The 14,110-nt window shown below is 41.9% G+C and carries 14 protein-coding genes; 12 read left to right on the top strand and 2 right to left on the bottom strand.

Annotation, left to right across the window (positions count from 1 at the left end; translation table 11 throughout):
* Positions 1–224 precede the first annotated feature (224 nt).
* From ACJJI3_RS10475 to ACJJI3_RS10500, 6 genes are all read left to right on the top strand, one after another.
* The gene (locus tag ACJJI3_RS10475; RefSeq protein ID WP_444942387.1) at positions 225–995 is read left to right on the top strand and encodes an alpha/beta hydrolase; all 771 of its coding nucleotides are present in this window, start codon (positions 225–227) and stop codon (positions 993–995) included.
* Positions 996–2,160: 1,165 nt separating this feature from the next.
* Entirely contained in the window at positions 2,161–2,520 is a 360-nt protein-coding gene (locus ACJJI3_RS10480) for a nuclear transport factor 2 family protein (protein ID WP_444916449.1), read from the top strand.
* Positions 2,521–2,750: 230 nt separating this feature from the next.
* Positions 2,751–3,221 carry a hypothetical protein gene (locus ACJJI3_RS10485; protein WP_444942388.1) on the top strand — a complete coding sequence of 157 codons (471 nt, stop codon included), beginning with the start codon at positions 2,751–2,753 and terminating at the stop codon, positions 3,219–3,221.
* A 90-nt stretch (positions 3,222–3,311) separates the two neighbouring features.
* Positions 3,312–4,070: a hypothetical protein gene (locus tag ACJJI3_RS10490; protein WP_444942389.1), complete on the top strand. Its 759-nt coding sequence runs from the start codon at positions 3,312–3,314 to the stop codon at positions 4,068–4,070.
* Positions 4,071–4,098: 28 nt separating this feature from the next.
* Positions 4,099–4,449: a hypothetical protein gene (locus ACJJI3_RS10495; protein ID WP_444942390.1), complete on the top strand. Its 351-nt coding sequence runs from the start codon at positions 4,099–4,101 to the stop codon at positions 4,447–4,449.
* Positions 4,450–4,526: 77 nt separating this feature from the next.
* Positions 4,527–5,000 (top strand): hypothetical protein, encoded by a 474-nt coding sequence (locus ACJJI3_RS10500; protein WP_444942391.1) that lies wholly within the window; start codon positions 4,527–4,529, stop codon positions 4,998–5,000.
* A 665-nt stretch (positions 5,001–5,665) separates the two neighbouring features.
* Here ACJJI3_RS10500 and csrA read toward each other — a convergent pair.
* Positions 5,666–5,854 (bottom strand): carbon storage regulator CsrA, encoded by a 189-nt coding sequence (gene csrA / locus ACJJI3_RS10505; RefSeq protein ID WP_444915871.1) that lies wholly within the window; start codon positions 5,852–5,854, stop codon positions 5,666–5,668.
* Positions 5,855–7,201: 1,347 nt separating this feature from the next.
* On the opposite strand from csrA, the gene ACJJI3_RS10510 reads away from it, so the two are divergent.
* The 3 genes from ACJJI3_RS10510 to ACJJI3_RS10520 all read left to right on the top strand — a co-directional run bounded on the left by ACJJI3_RS10510 (position 7,202) and on the right by ACJJI3_RS10520 (position 8,693).
* A complete protein-coding gene (locus tag ACJJI3_RS10510) occupies positions 7,202–7,621 on the top strand; it encodes a GNAT family N-acetyltransferase (protein ID WP_444942392.1) in 420 nt (139 codons plus the stop codon).
* A gap of 140 nt (positions 7,622–7,761) precedes the next feature.
* Complete coding sequence (locus tag ACJJI3_RS10515) at positions 7,762–8,145, top strand: VOC family protein (protein ID WP_444916442.1); 384 nt, start codon at positions 7,762–7,764, stop codon at positions 8,143–8,145.
* A gap of 242 nt (positions 8,146–8,387) precedes the next feature.
* On the top strand, positions 8,388–8,693 hold the full coding sequence (locus ACJJI3_RS10520; protein ID WP_444942393.1) for a hypothetical protein: 306 nt from the start codon (positions 8,388–8,390) through the stop codon (positions 8,691–8,693).
* Between the two features lie 200 nt (positions 8,694–8,893).
* Here the strand turns inward: ACJJI3_RS10520 and ACJJI3_RS10525 are convergent, their stop codons facing one another.
* Positions 8,894–9,937, bottom strand: a complete 1,044-nt coding sequence (locus ACJJI3_RS10525; protein ID WP_444942394.1) for an AraC family transcriptional regulator — start codon at positions 9,935–9,937, stop codon at positions 8,894–8,896.
* 178 nt (positions 9,938–10,115) lie between these two features.
* Here ACJJI3_RS10525 and ACJJI3_RS10530 point away from each other — a divergent pair, with 178 nt between their 5' ends.
* The 3 genes from ACJJI3_RS10530 (at position 10,116) to ACJJI3_RS10540 (ending at position 14,102) form a co-directional block, all read left to right on the top strand.
* Positions 10,116–12,032 (top strand): DUF3604 domain-containing protein, encoded by a 1,917-nt coding sequence (locus tag ACJJI3_RS10530; protein ID WP_444942395.1) that lies wholly within the window; start codon positions 10,116–10,118, stop codon positions 12,030–12,032.
* A 104-nt stretch (positions 12,033–12,136) separates the two neighbouring features.
* Entirely contained in the window at positions 12,137–13,051 is a 915-nt protein-coding gene (locus ACJJI3_RS10535) for a peptidylprolyl isomerase (RefSeq protein ID WP_444942396.1), read from the top strand.
* A complete protein-coding gene (locus ACJJI3_RS10540) occupies positions 13,041–14,102 on the top strand; it encodes a HupE/UreJ family protein (protein ID WP_444942397.1) in 1,062 nt (353 codons plus the stop codon). The genes ACJJI3_RS10535 and ACJJI3_RS10540 overlap by 11 nt, the downstream gene beginning before the upstream one ends.
* Positions 14,103–14,110 lie beyond the last annotated feature (8 nt).

Consider the following 14,110-nt stretch of genomic DNA (forward strand, 5'->3'; position numbering starts at 1 on the left):
CACGGTGTTGCAGTTGCCATTCGCTAGTAGTTAGCATTTAATGAAGCCCATTAAATAGTGATCTTCCTATATGGGGCTTTCACTCCATTAGTTCACGTCCATACTGGGCGGGCGTACCAAGTCAAGGCTATCGGAAGCTTCGCTCTGCAGCTTGAGGCGTTAACTGCTTTATTAGCAATTTTACTTGCAAGTGGAAAATCAAGAATACAAAAAGAGGGATTTCATTGAAAACTATATTCTCATTAGTAATATTCTTAATATTTACGACATTTGAAACTGTTGCTGAAGAAGTTGATACAAAAAAAGATTATCACACCTTTGTTTTGGTACATGGTGCTACAGGCGGTGGATGGGACTGGAAAGAGGTTGGTAAACACCTTAGCGCTAAAGGTCATACCGTCTACAGGCCAACACTGACGGGGTTAGGTGAGAGGCACCATCTTTCCTCTCCTGATATTAACTTAACCACACATATCAACGATATCGTTAACCTGATTATTTTTGAAAAATTGAAAAATGTGGTACTTGTAGGTCATAGCTATGGTGGCATGGTAATCACCGGAGTTATCGATCGTATTCCAGAACGAATTCATCATGTTACATTTTTAGACGCGAAAGTACCTGAGGATGGCATGTCAATGATGGAAGGGCAGCCAATATCTGCGGAACATAAAGTGGTAAATGGTCAAGTTCACTTCTCATGGATTGATGTTAATTCCGAATTTCCACGAGATGTTACGCAGCCATTAAAAACACTTACGGAACCTGTATCGTATAAGAATCCTCTGGCAAAAAAACTCAATGTCACTTATGTAGCTTTTATTCCTGAGGGGGTGTCGCAAGCCGATAGAGCTAAAGATCCTTCTTGGCATCGGGCAGTAGAGCGGAAATGGACAATTCGTACATTTAATGGTGATCATGTGATTTATCGGGCCAAGCCCAAAGAATTTTCAGAGATGCTTGAAGAAACCGTAAACGATACAAATAATATTTAAATATTTTGTGGCATGCAGTTAAATCGGGTAGCCGGTAGTTTCTAGCTACCTGCCCCACGCCACCCATCGTATAGGTCCGCAGTGGGCGGTTCCCTATCCGCTGAATCTCTACCCAATGATCGCGTCGAGCAGATACTCATCTAAGTTGAGTACCATGACAGTGCTCAACTTTATCTGACTGGAAACATATCGGTAGGCAAATCCGGTCTTTTAATTCGTGGAGTTTAGGTCCAGGCCTTCACTCTGTTCAAGGTATTAATCTTGGCACTTGGCTACTATGCCGTCAGCTGACTTCTATTTAATCACGCTGTTCATTTCTGACCGAGACACTGCCGTGTTCCACCACTTTTTTCTATCCCCGCGATGGCGGCTAGCGAGCTGGGCCTACATATTATTCAGCGGCCACACTGACAGGTTCACAGCAGCAAGCTAAACAGATTTCCCGAGATAAGAACGTAAACTTTATATACACAACTGTATCATTGACTCTGCCCGCTAGATCATCCGGCTTCGGTGTCCTTTATCCCCCACCTCCAGGCTCAGCCTTTTAGGATGTTTCCGTTCGTCAGCTCATAGCCTTGCTAGCGGCTACCTTCCTACAAGACCTCGCGGTGATAAAGTTGCCATTCACTAGTAGTTATCATTTAATGGAATCCATTAAATGGTGATCCTCCTACAGGGGACTTTCACCCCATTAGTCCACACCCGTTCTGGGCGTACCAACTCGCCTCACAGGAAGCTAGGCGTTATGTGCTAATCGATCCATGAGCCACTATAAGAAGAGATTAATACAGCTTTTAGCGACTGGCGCCATATTAATCCTGCTATATCGAGTGGTCGATTCCTCTGGCGCCATCTCCAATGAGCCAACAAGCTTCCCCCCATTCGGCAGGCATTGGTGGGTAGCAATGGGATACTGGTTGTTCATCGTTACATGTGTTTTGCGCTTTAATTGCTCTAAATGTAAGAAACCACAGATAATCAGGGCAGTAGTATCAAACAATGGCATTGGCCAAGTGAGTCATGCTGGTCTTGCAATCATAAATTTAGACAAAATAGTGACAACACATAAAAAATCAATCAATGGTGCCTTCGGCTGGACTTCCTTACGCTTTACTCCAGTCGACCCATTATTGAGGCGTTAGGATCTAAAAGGATTCGAGTTATGGAACCAAAAGAAGTAATTCAGGCTTGGGTTGAGGCCTTTAACAAAGCGGATGTAGAGAAAGTGGTCAGCTTCTATTCTGATGATGCAGTTAACCATCAAGTTGCTAATGATAAGGTGGTTGGCAAAGATGCTATTCGAGCCAGATTTGAAGAAGAGTTCATTGCAGCGGATATGGTATGCATAGTAGAGCATATCTTCCAAGATGGAGATTGGGTAATTTTAGAGTGGAAAGATCCTCTAGGTTTGCGTGGCTGCGGTTTCTTTCAAGTCAAAGATGGAAAGATCGTATTTCAAAGAGGATATTGGGATAAGCTTTCTTTTCTAAAACAACATGGATTGCCAATCCCGCAAGAGTAATTAGCATGGTTGCCCTAGCAAGCCGCTGTGCTGAACATTGAAGTTGTAGAAAAACTAATGTATATCTTTGCTCCCTTAGGAGTGGCCAAATAATAACTACAAATGGTGATCCTACGTGAATTCTGATTTAGCCTTTCACTGATAAGTAGGCTATTTTTCACATAAAAACAAAACACGAAAAGCGGGCTGAGTTTTCCTGCACCTTCGTTAGCACTAATTTGGTACAACCAATGAAAATGACATTACTTTTACTGGTGTTACTTGTTCTTTGTGGATGCTCTAGTAACAAGGTAATTGATAGAACCGAAAACGGTGTACTCATAAATAGCCGAGAAAAAACAGATGGCGGTGTTTCGCTCATTTTTGCTTCAATCGATGGAAAAAAACTTCATCCCGGACCATGGACGGCGCCAATTGAGGCAACCTTTCCAGTTCCGCCAGGATGGAGAGATATTGGTGTAAGAGCTGTATTTACACCAGAAAAAACCACAGCGCAAAAAATAGGTTTTCAACCCCCTTTTCACTATGTCCTTGAGTCAAATACTGAGCTATTGGCAGAGGCAGGAAAATCGTACATGTTGAAAGCTAAAAGGAGTGGGAGTTTAGCTACTTTCTGGATCGAGTCAGAATCGGGGGATATCGAGTCAGAGATTAAAACTGGCCCAGTGAAAAAAGTAACAATTATTCCAGTATTCTATTAAATTAGAATCTGTAGGTAACAGTACTAACAAAGCACAACAGAAGGACAATTTTCTTTATGTGGGCAAGACCACAGACAATAGGAGCATAGAGTGAAATTAAGAATTTTTATTATATGGTTCATAAGTAGTACTGCTTTCGCAAGTGAACACCTTGAACCTGAGGACTCTCAGTTTTCGAGAGAGCTCTTTGGCGGATATACGCATCTTGTCTTAAGTTATCTTGGTTCAGCATATGAAGAAGATGTAATAGTAAGGCTTATTGGATTCCCTTCCTTTTCTCCTGAATACGTCTTGGGTATAAAGCAAAATGATAAAGAAAATTATATATTTTTTGAGTCCCCCAAAATGCAATTATGGGGATACCAAATGATGCCTTTGATGGAAGAAGGTTCTGTGAAGGTTATGAATGATGAGGGTGAATTCGTTAAAGATGAAGCAGGGCTTAAAGAACTAGAGTCCCAATACCCTAAATCTCCCCAAGAAATTCCACGAATAAGGTGTAAAAAAGAAATTCGTCAAGAGTTAGCAGATAAAATTCAGTATGTTTGGCAAGAAATGCTGTATGAAACAAGGTATCCACGAGATTTTTCTATGGGAGCAGACGGTCAAACTTACCACTTCTCAGCAAAAATGTTTGGAAACTTGAATTACGCTGGCAAGGTATGGTCACCTTCGCCAGAGAGCAAAACAGGTAAACTCGTTAGAATATCTGATTTAATGGTGGACTACTGTCTTGAAGGCAAGAGGAGAATTAGGAAAGAGCTAGAGAAAAAAGTAAGCACTTTTAAAGTAGAATTAGAAAACATTAACAAATCAATCCAACCGTCCGCTAACGCATCAGTTGATTGAAGTGTTTTAAGTATAAATAGGTGGGAAGATGTTACAGGCTGCAATAATTGCTTTGATATTGATAGGCATCTACAAGCTAATTGACAGAAACAAGGCACAAAGTAGTGATCCAGATATTGACTGGTGGGTTGCCTTTACCTTCATTTTTGTACCTATGATTCTTATATTCATAATCAGCTTAGTAGTCATAGGAAATGCTTTTTCGGAGATCATTATTTTATCGGCCTATTCCTTATATTTTATTATTCCGTTTATCTATTTAAAGAAGATTCTAGGCTATTCAGCAAAAAAATCACTAAAGTATTCAGTATGGGCTCCAGTTACAGTGTTGGCTATCGAAATTCCATATACTTTGTTTTTCGGCCTACACAATGTTTAACAAGCTTGTGTTGTCGTCTCCGACTTGAACAGCCTACTGCATAGGTTCTCATAAAAAGGCGTTATGACCCATAGAAAATGAATATATTACCGGGTATTGGAATAGGTGAAATTAGGTACGGCATGATAGAGAAAGAAGTCATTTCTTTCTTGGGCAAGCCAGATCGAGTCGAGGAATCCGAGTATGTTGAAGGCAAAAGTGATTGGCATAGAGAATTATGGTATTCGCATAGAAATTTAACATTTACTTTCAATGATAATGATAACTTTCGCTTAGGAACAATAACAGTTATGGGAGCCGGATATTCATTATTTGAACAGCAACTATTCGGTTTAGGAATCAAAGAAATTTCAAGGTTAATAGCTAAACATACTGGAGAGATAGCAAAACTAGAAGACTGGTCTTCCGAAGAGCTTCCAGATCATAAATGCTTAATTCATGATGATTTAGGTATAATGTTTTGGTTTGATTACACTTACCTTGCAGAAATGCAGTGTAGTTATCTATTTGAGCCGGACAACGAGACTGTTATATGGCCCGTAAAGTCATAACAAGTTTAGCCAGCATCGCCAAGCCAAAAAGTAACTGGGCTGGACCTTACTTCGTTCGGCCTATGCTAAAGGCGTTGAGCACCGACAATATACGGATCAATAATGAAGCCTGATGAAAGATGGAAAAAGATTCGCTCTAAAGGGTCGTTTCATTTTACTTTAACTAGAGGTTTATTTGGAGGCGGTTGTTTACTATTTGTTAATGGGTTTCTATCAAGGCAGATGATCCATAACCAACCCATTCTCACTATGGATGCATTTTGGTCATTAATAGGGTGTTTGGCTGTTGGGTTTCTCTTGTCAGGTGTAATCTGGTCTATTAATGAGTCAAGATACAATGGGCCCAGAACCTAGATCACATAGCTGGTAGCTTCTAGCTACCGGCCCCCACACCACCCATCTTGCGGGTCAGAGATGGGTAGCTCCCTCTCAGTAATGAATCTCTACTCAACAATACTGTTGAGCAGCTCTTCATTTAAGTTGGAACAATCTTGGGCGCCCATAAATTGGTTACCTATGGCATATTGATAGGTGAGTTCAATACTAACCCAGTGATTACATCCAGCAAATAGGGATCGCTAGCAAAGGCATCCTATATCAAAACCACCACCTAGCCATGGTTTTGATATGGATGCTTTGGGAAATCCTTAGCCACAGTGGGGCTATCAACGATCTCCTCTTCCAAGTGCCCGCTCCTTTTGTACACGTATATATATTTCTTCACGGTGAACAGGCAGGGATTTGGGAGCAAGTATGCCTATCTTCACTTGATTACCCTTAACTTCCAGTACGGTAATTGAGACATTTGCTCCAATCCTTAAGTTTTGACCCGTCCGGCGCTTTAAGATCAACATATTTGTTTCCTCTAAGACTCAAACCATTTGTAGGCCGCCCTTAATGGAAGGCTTTATAAGTAACTTTTTGAGGATATATGAGGTGGTGCACGAGAACGGTAGGCATAGAAGAAGAAAAGGCGGGCACTACGCTCCCAGAGCTTGGAGAACCTCTCCAAACCGCTCAATACTCTCCAGTTTATTGAAGACGAGCGGGTTTCTAGCGTATGATCCATATAGCCATTTTGATAGTCTGCTTATCAATTTGGTTAGCTGGCCCCTGGTGTTCGAGCACCTCGGGTCAGCGCCTTTTACTTGCTTTTACGTCACAATACCGCACTCCTTTGACAGGCTGATTTTTAGAAAATCATTGACTCGGGTAAACTTCTTTGTTAACTGGCGTTTTAAAAGGCGGACCTACGCCAACCAAAACACCAATAAATATCCATTGATTTTACGCAGCTTTGACACTAAAACAAACTTAATAAAATCCAATAAGATTATTTTTGTGCCTATATTTTTTAATTTAGCGCATTAATTAATCTAAGTTACGCATAAAATTAACCACTTATGCTGGTGCCTCCATTAAGCTCACTCGAAAGAACTCAGAAGAATAGATCTTCAATACTGCTACTTACCGCAAGCCTCCTTCTGCCGGCAGTCAAAATTGCTTAGGTATTTTTAATATACTGTGAGGATTTTAGGTAATCAGTCTATTAGGAATAGCAATGGTGTTATTTTTATAACCCTTTAGGGTTTGGACTTTTTGATACGACAACCCCTATAAATTCACTTCATTCAAAGGGTGGAACTATAAATTCTAAATGTTCGCAGTGCATCTCAAATAGTGAAGTCCAAGCGAGATATACGCGCAACGATTGAAATCGCTAGGGATGGGGTTGCAGAGCAATTGAGATATAAAGCAACGATTTACGGCTAGCACTCTTATCAATTGATGATGCCAATCTGGTACCGCTCAATCAGATACAGCGAGCTGATATAAGTTCCTATGGAATCCCTGGCTTGTTTGTGTCGGAGCACGCCTGACTACTGCTAGCTTCCTTCATTACCGCCAAGTGTGTCGGTCATTGTGGGAACCTAGGCTGCAATTGATCCTCTATTTGGTCTAGAATTGGCTCCTAAGGAAAGTGCATACCTTTGAACTGTTTGAGCTTGTGAATCAGCTCCTTTGGAAAAATCGAAGCGCTAATCTATCACTCAACTAACCGTGGGTGACAATAGAAATTGGTCTTATTTTTCGAGACATGCCAAATAGTTAAGAGGAGTGGTTTACAATAAAGCCACCAGGCCATCTTACGCTGCGCTCAAAGCGGCACGTTGTAGTAGCGTTACATACACGAGGTTCAAGTGAATATATCTATAGCTGAGACAGATCAAGATATAGTGGGTTGTTATGAGGTTTTATCTCAGCTCAGGCCACATATATCAAAAGATGATTTCTTGAAAAGGATCTTATCTTTAACTCACAACTGCGGGTATAAACTGGCCCGGCTAGACGATAACGGCATAAAAGCTGTAGCAGGTTACCGTATATCTGACTGGCTACATACAGGAAAGTATCTCGAAATTGAAGACCTTATAACCTCAGCAGAGAAAAGATCAAGTGGTTATGGCGGAAAGCTTTTTGACTGGATTTTAGAGCAAGCAAAAGTTGAAGGCTGCAATCAGGTTCGCCTTGTTTCTGGTATCCAACGCGAGCAAGCTCACAAATTCTATATAGAAAAAGGCATGGTATGGGAAGCAAAGTACTTTTCCATTAATGTTTAAAGTCCATTGCCAAGCCAATAACCTAATCTCTACGTACTATCAATTTTACATAGATAACAAAAAACCATCCCAATTAGGGGTGGTTATAGAGACGTTATACCTAAGACTTACCCACGTTTACGAACAACAAGGTGAAACTTATGTTGAATCCATTTCATCTCTCTTTCGTGGTTCCCGACAAAGAGGAAGCGAAGCGTTTTTATTTAGACATTTTGGGTTGTTCTATAGGTCGTGACAACCCCACCTGGTTCGACATTTTATTTTACGGTCATCAAATTACAATTCATCAAGCTTCCGACAAAATGCCGGCCTACCAAATTGACCATTTTGGACCAATTCTAAGTAAAGAGGAATGGCTGTCCGTATTAGAAGTTTGTAAATCAAATGATGTAGAGTTTGTAGCAAGTAGCCTTATAAAGAACGAAGGCGCTGAAGATGAGTCAGGTAAGTTTCTTATAAAAGATCCGAGTGGCAATACACTTGAATTTAAGTATTATATGAACTTTGAGCGTACAGTTGGGTAGCGACATATATCAATTAGCCAGTATAGCGCATCTATTACCCAAAAAACGACCTGTTAGCTCCGTAGATGGGCCCCAACCTATCTGCTCACGGTGGGGCTTCAATATCAAATTCAGGTGAGAACAACTATACAAGCTTGCAAAGACATGTACCTCCTCAACCAACCAGCAAGCCACCAAAGAAAAGCCCATCACTGGCAAGTTGCCTTAGTTGTTAGCCCACACTAATTGGAAAATCGTATTTTATGAACAAGAAGGCACTTGGAATTAATGAAATTATTATCCTCACCACCCTACTGGCAATGCTTGGCTTGCTGGCTATCCGGTTTTTGAATCCTGAGATGCTAAATCTGTCCATTTTCAATACTCGGGCAGGCTCCTTTTTACTTGGCTGCGCATTTTGTTACTTCACTCTAAATGAGTTCAAAACGGCCATAGCTAAAGATGAGTGGGGCCCAAACAGAATTGCAGGTATTATTCGTGTACCCCTAAATCTCGCCGCTGCTTTATTCCTGTTTTACATGAGCGCAAGCGGAGGAATTAATACATAATAAGAGATTATTAGCTTCCCCATCACTGGTGAGTACAAGGCAGTTAAAATGAGCAACCAGAGAATTCCTGACAGAAATAAGAGCTCCTACGGCTGGTGGGTCGCAACAATTATAGAGAGGTTTCAATTTGATGATGAGGAACTCGACAATATGCGCCAGCGCTGCCGGGCATTCTCACATGTTGTGATATTAAATCGCTCTTAATCTATACAGATTTCTGTTGAAATATCTCTACGATGCTTAGCCCGAAACTCTCGTGGAGATTGCCCTGTCCATTTCTTAAAGCTTCTGGAAAAACTACTGGTATCACCGAATCCAAGTTTGTAGGCGATTGACGTGATCGGGGTATCGTTTTGCTTAAGGTACTGCACAGCCTGATACTGGCGTATTTCATCTAGCACAGTCTGATAACTGGAACCTCTTTCTTTTAGTTTTCTATGCAAACCACGGCAACTAATACCAAGCTCCTTGGCCACGACCTCTTGTGAAAAATTACCTGTAGCCATCAGATCAACAAGCACTCTACTGGTTATGCTAACTATGTCATTCTTCTGCAAACGCTCCAAGTAACCAATTAGGGCTTGCTCGTTGACCCTGACCAGCTCATCGTTTCCCGAAGAGAGCTTTCGATCAACAAACTCTTGTTTAAATCTAATCTCACAAGTGTCCGCCGAAAAGTTAATTGGGCACTTATACATCAATTGATGCCGCTCAAGAGTGATAGGTCTGGGCCTCTCCAGATTAATAGAAATCAAATGACGATGCACATCAGGGCATATCTTTCTGATGGACTTTATTAGCAAAGCCATAAAGGCATCTATAGCGTGAATACTTGGATCATATGGAAAATTGTCAACTTTTTCCCAGGATACTACTACTTGTTGCCGCTCATCATGAACATTGATTCGCATAGCGGTGGTAACCACTTCTGAGAATCGAGCAGACCTCAGTAAGCTCTCCCTGATGGAGCTACTGGCCAAGTGGGCATAGCTTAGAGCGTGAAGATTTGTATGATTAACATACTTAGTGACTTGCAGGCCGATACAATCATCACCTGATATGGATTCAGCGAGCCCCCATAGTTTTTTCATATTCTCTAAAGGAATTCTCTGGTTTGCATCCACTATGCATTTAGGGTCAATTTCTGCACGCTGCAAAATTTCTTGGGTGGAACAGAATGGTTTTAGGGCCTCAATAATAGGTAATACCCAGGTTGCAATGGTCGTGTGTCCATACTCAGCCATCTACAAATGTGTCCTAATTGGTCAAGAGATTGGCTTTATTTGCAAAGAAACCTAAAAGCCAAATGATTAGCATCTAATCAATCACATCCTTATTTACCAAGATTATCCTAACGATCCTGACATGTTAAGAGGATCTAATCGCCTAAAAGATAGCCAGCCGACGCTGGTAATTGGAAATATGAAAAATCCCATAAAAAGAATAGCACGTCTGGTAGGGGTTACATTATCCATCACTCACCTAAGTGTTACTGCTAGTGAGCCCACTCAGGTTTTCTGGGGAGATATGCACCTTCATACCTCCTACTCATTCGATGCCTTCTTAAGCCAAAATTATTCGGCAACTCCGGACACCGCTTATCGGTGGGCCAAGGGGCAGCCGGTTATTCACCCCTACACTCATGCAAAAGTACGTATAGACACCCCGTTGGATTTTCTCGTGGTTTCAGATCACGCTGAAGGGCTGGGAGTTATGAGGGCAGTGGTGAATGAAACAGATGAACTCGACAGCGATATGTCCTTATACCAGTCGATGATGCGCTGGTTTGCCAAGCAGCATATTAGATATAAAGTCTCAATAAATGAAGGTATGGATATTTTCAATGAGTTACTGCCCAAAAAGGCGCTAGACACAGTAGCTCCCGCTGACCCTGTCCAGGACCCAGCTAACACTCCCCCTGAGCCCGTTCTTGGAGACCTGGATAAGACCCGGACAAGCGCATGGAGTGCAATAGTCGATGCCGCAGAGCGCCATAATAACCCGGGCACTTTTACCAGTTTTATTGGCTGGGAATGGAGCTCAACACCAACTGGGGCCAACTTACATCGGGTGGTTGTCTCTCCTGATGGGGTGGAAAAAGCTAAGCAGTATCTTCCTTTTGGGTCTGATCAGAGCCAGTACCCAGAAGATTTGTGGCAGTGGTTAGATGAGACATCCAAACGAACTGGCAGTGAATTCATTGCGATTCCCCACAATTCCAATGTGTCCAAAGGTTATATGTTTGCAGAAACCACTCTGCGTGGTGAGCCAATTGATACACAATATGCGCGTACACGCATGCGCTGGGAGCCCCTGGTTGAAATAACACAAATTAAGGGGGACTCAGAAACCCATTCAACGCTTTCCCCGGACGATCCTTTCGCAGACTTTGAGAATTATCCATTCTACCTACAAGCTGACCCGGAGTCGTACCGTGTCGCTAAAGGTGATTTCGTCCGATCCGCCTTACGCATAGGACTGGAAATACAGGAGAAAATTGGTGTAAACCCCTATAAGCTGGGGTTTGTAGGATCCACAGATTCACATACGGGTATGTCAACTGCTGAGGAGAACAACTTTTGGGGCAAGTTTGCTCATGACTCAGTACCAAGCAGTAAGCGAACTAACACTGTCATTGGCGGAACCAAGGCTACAGGTTGGAACATGTCTGCTTCTGGACTGGCCGCCGCTTGGGCTGAAGAAAATACCAGAGAAAGCCTTTTTGCTGCATTTAAACGCCGTGAAGTATATGCCACTACAGGCCCTAGAATTCAGGTGCGCGTCTTTGCAGGCTGGAATTTTCCTAAGCACGCCATCGATGCTGAAAATATTGCTGAACTCGGTTATTCCCATGGAGTACCTATGGGGGGTGATTTAGTGAAACCACAAGGAACTGACCAACCAATTCAGCTACTTATACGCGCGACAAAAGATCCTAAAGGAGCAAATCTGGATCGAGTTCAGGTGGTTAAATCTTGGCTGGACTCAACAGGAAAAAGCCATGAAAAAATATTTAATGTTGCCTGGTCTGGAGAACGCACGCTTGATAACCAGGGGCAGCTAAGGCCTGTGGGGGACACGGTAAATCGAGAAACGGGGCAATACACTAACAACATTGGCTCCATAGAGTTATCAACCCTATGGCAAGATCCAAAGTTTAATATGAACGAAAGAGCCTTTTACTATGTTCGGGTATTGCAAATCCCTACCCCACGCCATTCACTCTACGATGCGATAGCTGCAAAAGAAATCAATAATGGAAATATTCAGGTACCGCCTGAAGGACCCGCCGTTATCCAGGAGCGCGCTTATACATCCCCAATTTGGTATACCCCCTAAGACTGGCAGGAACCTCGACACCAAAGCAAGCAAATAGCATATCTAAAAAAGTCGCTTACATACTGATATCAATACTCTCTGCAGGTTTCAATGGAGGAAGCTTCATGCAGCGGAAATTAGAGATTCTGAAGAGGGAGCCTCTGGTACACTTTTGTATTATCGCTTTATTTCTGTTCGTTTTCGCAGAGTTGTTAATAGAGGAAAATGGAACCAACTATGAAGATACCTTGCTTATCAGCGAGGACATACTAATTGAGCACCTCCAATTCCAGAAAAAAACATTTAACCAGAGTTTTGCACGGCGTTATTGGGAGGGCTTGACTCATCCAGAGAAGTCCAACCTGATTAATGATTACATTAAAGAAGAAGTACTTTACCGTGAAGCCCTTAATCTAGGCCTGCAGAAGCATGATCAGATTATACGACGACGCCTTATTCAAAAGCTGGACTATGTAAATGGTGGCTTTTCCAGTAACACTGATATTAGTGAAGAAGACCTGGAAAACTACTTCCAGCTTCATCTCGAAAAATATCGAATTGAAGCATCTATTACCTTTACTCATGTTTTCTTTGATTTTAGGCGGCACTCTACAGAAAAGTTAGAGGAGACTGTCAAACAGAACTTGAACCACTTAATAAAGCAGTCAGTTCCATTCGAGGAGTCCGCCCTCTACGGAGATAGATTTATCTTTCATCGGAATTATGTAGATCGCACTCCCCATCTAGTGGCCAGCCACTTCGGAGATAATTTCGCAGAAAGTATCTTTCAACTACCATTGAATACCTGGTCCGGTCCATTTGAATCTCCGTATGGTCTACATCTAATTTTGGTTAGTGAAAACAAAACAAGCCGGCTACCCAGCTTTAGAGAAGCCTCCCCCTTTGTACTTGAGGATTATCGACGGAATAAAATGGAGGAAAACAGACAATTTAGGATACAAGAGCTATTGGCAGGATACAGAATAGAGAGGGATGCCTCGATACCATATGTTCCTGTGGACATCACCTATGCCAACTAAAAATACCTACAAGATCATCAAAGCCATTCTATTCTTATTGTTACTTACAACAATTAGTAATGTTAGTTTCGCTCATGACGGAAGACCGATATACATTGAGTTAAAAGAAGTCACGGAAAGCAGATATATCCTTCGATGGAAAATCCCGCCTATCATGCAGCCAGGGACTGAACCTGAGATACACTTAAAGGGCGAATTCTGCCAAATACAACCAGAGATAACAGGGCCTGCCGGACCCAACGTGAAGAGTTACCTATGCAGGAACCCCCACCCAAACAATTTTACAAGGCTATATAATCCCCTAAAAATAAAAATCACATACCCCATTGCCAATCCAGCCTTATCGAGCTTAATTCATTTTGAAAAATCAGACGGTGACACTATTAATCTCTTTAATGGCCCCAAGGTCTCAGAGATAAATTTACCTTCCCGCCTAACTATTTGGGATTGTGTCAAACAATATATTGAAGCAGGTTTCTTACATATATTGGAGGGCTATGATCACTTACTATTCGTGTTATGTTTAGTCTTTATCGCCAGAAATTTTAGAAGCACTTTAATAGCGATTAGCGGATTTACATTAGGCCACTCCCTCACCCTGGGACTCGCAAGTTTAGACTTATTCACCATAAGAGTAGATGTTGTTGAAGTGTTGATCCCATTGAGTATTATGCTGTTAGCCGCAGAAATTGTATACGCGCATAATGGACAGAGTAAAACGAGTTTAACCCGACGCTATCCTGCGATTGTTGCCAGTGGCTTTGGGTTACTTCACGGATTTGGTTTTGCCAGTGCGCTAGCGGAATTAGGCCTTCCTCACAGCAATAAAATCACCGCATTATTTAGCTTTAATATAGGTGTAGAACTGGGGCAGATATTATTTGTCTTGGTTTTGATTTTCTTATCATCTACAGTTCAGTGGATATTCTCGAACTGGAAGATCTCAATTTTGTATCAACACTTTCTAACACAATCAAAATACGCTATTTATCCAGTTGGAGTAGTCAGCGGGTATTGGGTAATTGAAAGGACCGTTGGGCTAATTTCCTAAACAAACAA

This window comes from Microbulbifer maximicatervae (SeqCode) (assembly GCF_052466985.1).

Bases quoted from the DNA above. Each gene is read 5' to 3' on its own strand.
- ACJJI3_RS10480 (WP_444916449.1), top strand. From the start codon at position 2,161: ATGGAACCAAAAGAAGTAATTCAGGCTTGGGTTGAGGCCTTTAACAAA.
- ACJJI3_RS10485 (WP_444942388.1), top strand. From the start codon at position 2,751: ATGAAAATGACATTACTTTTACTGGTGTTACTTGTTCTTTGTGGATGC.
- ACJJI3_RS10495 (WP_444942390.1), top strand. From the start codon at position 4,099: ATGTTACAGGCTGCAATAATTGCTTTGATATTGATAGGCATCTACAAG.
- ACJJI3_RS10500 (WP_444942391.1), top strand. From the start codon at position 4,527: ATGAATATATTACCGGGTATTGGAATAGGTGAAATTAGGTACGGCATG.
- csrA (WP_444915871.1), bottom strand. From the start codon at position 5,854: ATGTTGATCTTAAAGCGCCGGACGGGTCAAAACTTAAGGATTGGAGCA.
- ACJJI3_RS10515 (WP_444916442.1), top strand. From the start codon at position 7,762: ATGTTGAATCCATTTCATCTCTCTTTCGTGGTTCCCGACAAAGAGGAA.
- ACJJI3_RS10520 (WP_444942393.1), top strand. From the start codon at position 8,388: ATGAACAAGAAGGCACTTGGAATTAATGAAATTATTATCCTCACCACC.
- ACJJI3_RS10525 (WP_444942394.1), bottom strand. From the start codon at position 9,937: ATGGCTGAGTATGGACACACGACCATTGCAACCTGGGTATTACCTATT.
- ACJJI3_RS10530 (WP_444942395.1), top strand. From the start codon at position 10,116: ATGAAAAATCCCATAAAAAGAATAGCACGTCTGGTAGGGGTTACATTA.
- ACJJI3_RS10535 (WP_444942396.1), top strand. From the start codon at position 12,137: ATGCAGCGGAAATTAGAGATTCTGAAGAGGGAGCCTCTGGTACACTTT.
- ACJJI3_RS10540 (WP_444942397.1), top strand. From the start codon at position 13,041: ATGCCAACTAAAAATACCTACAAGATCATCAAAGCCATTCTATTCTTA.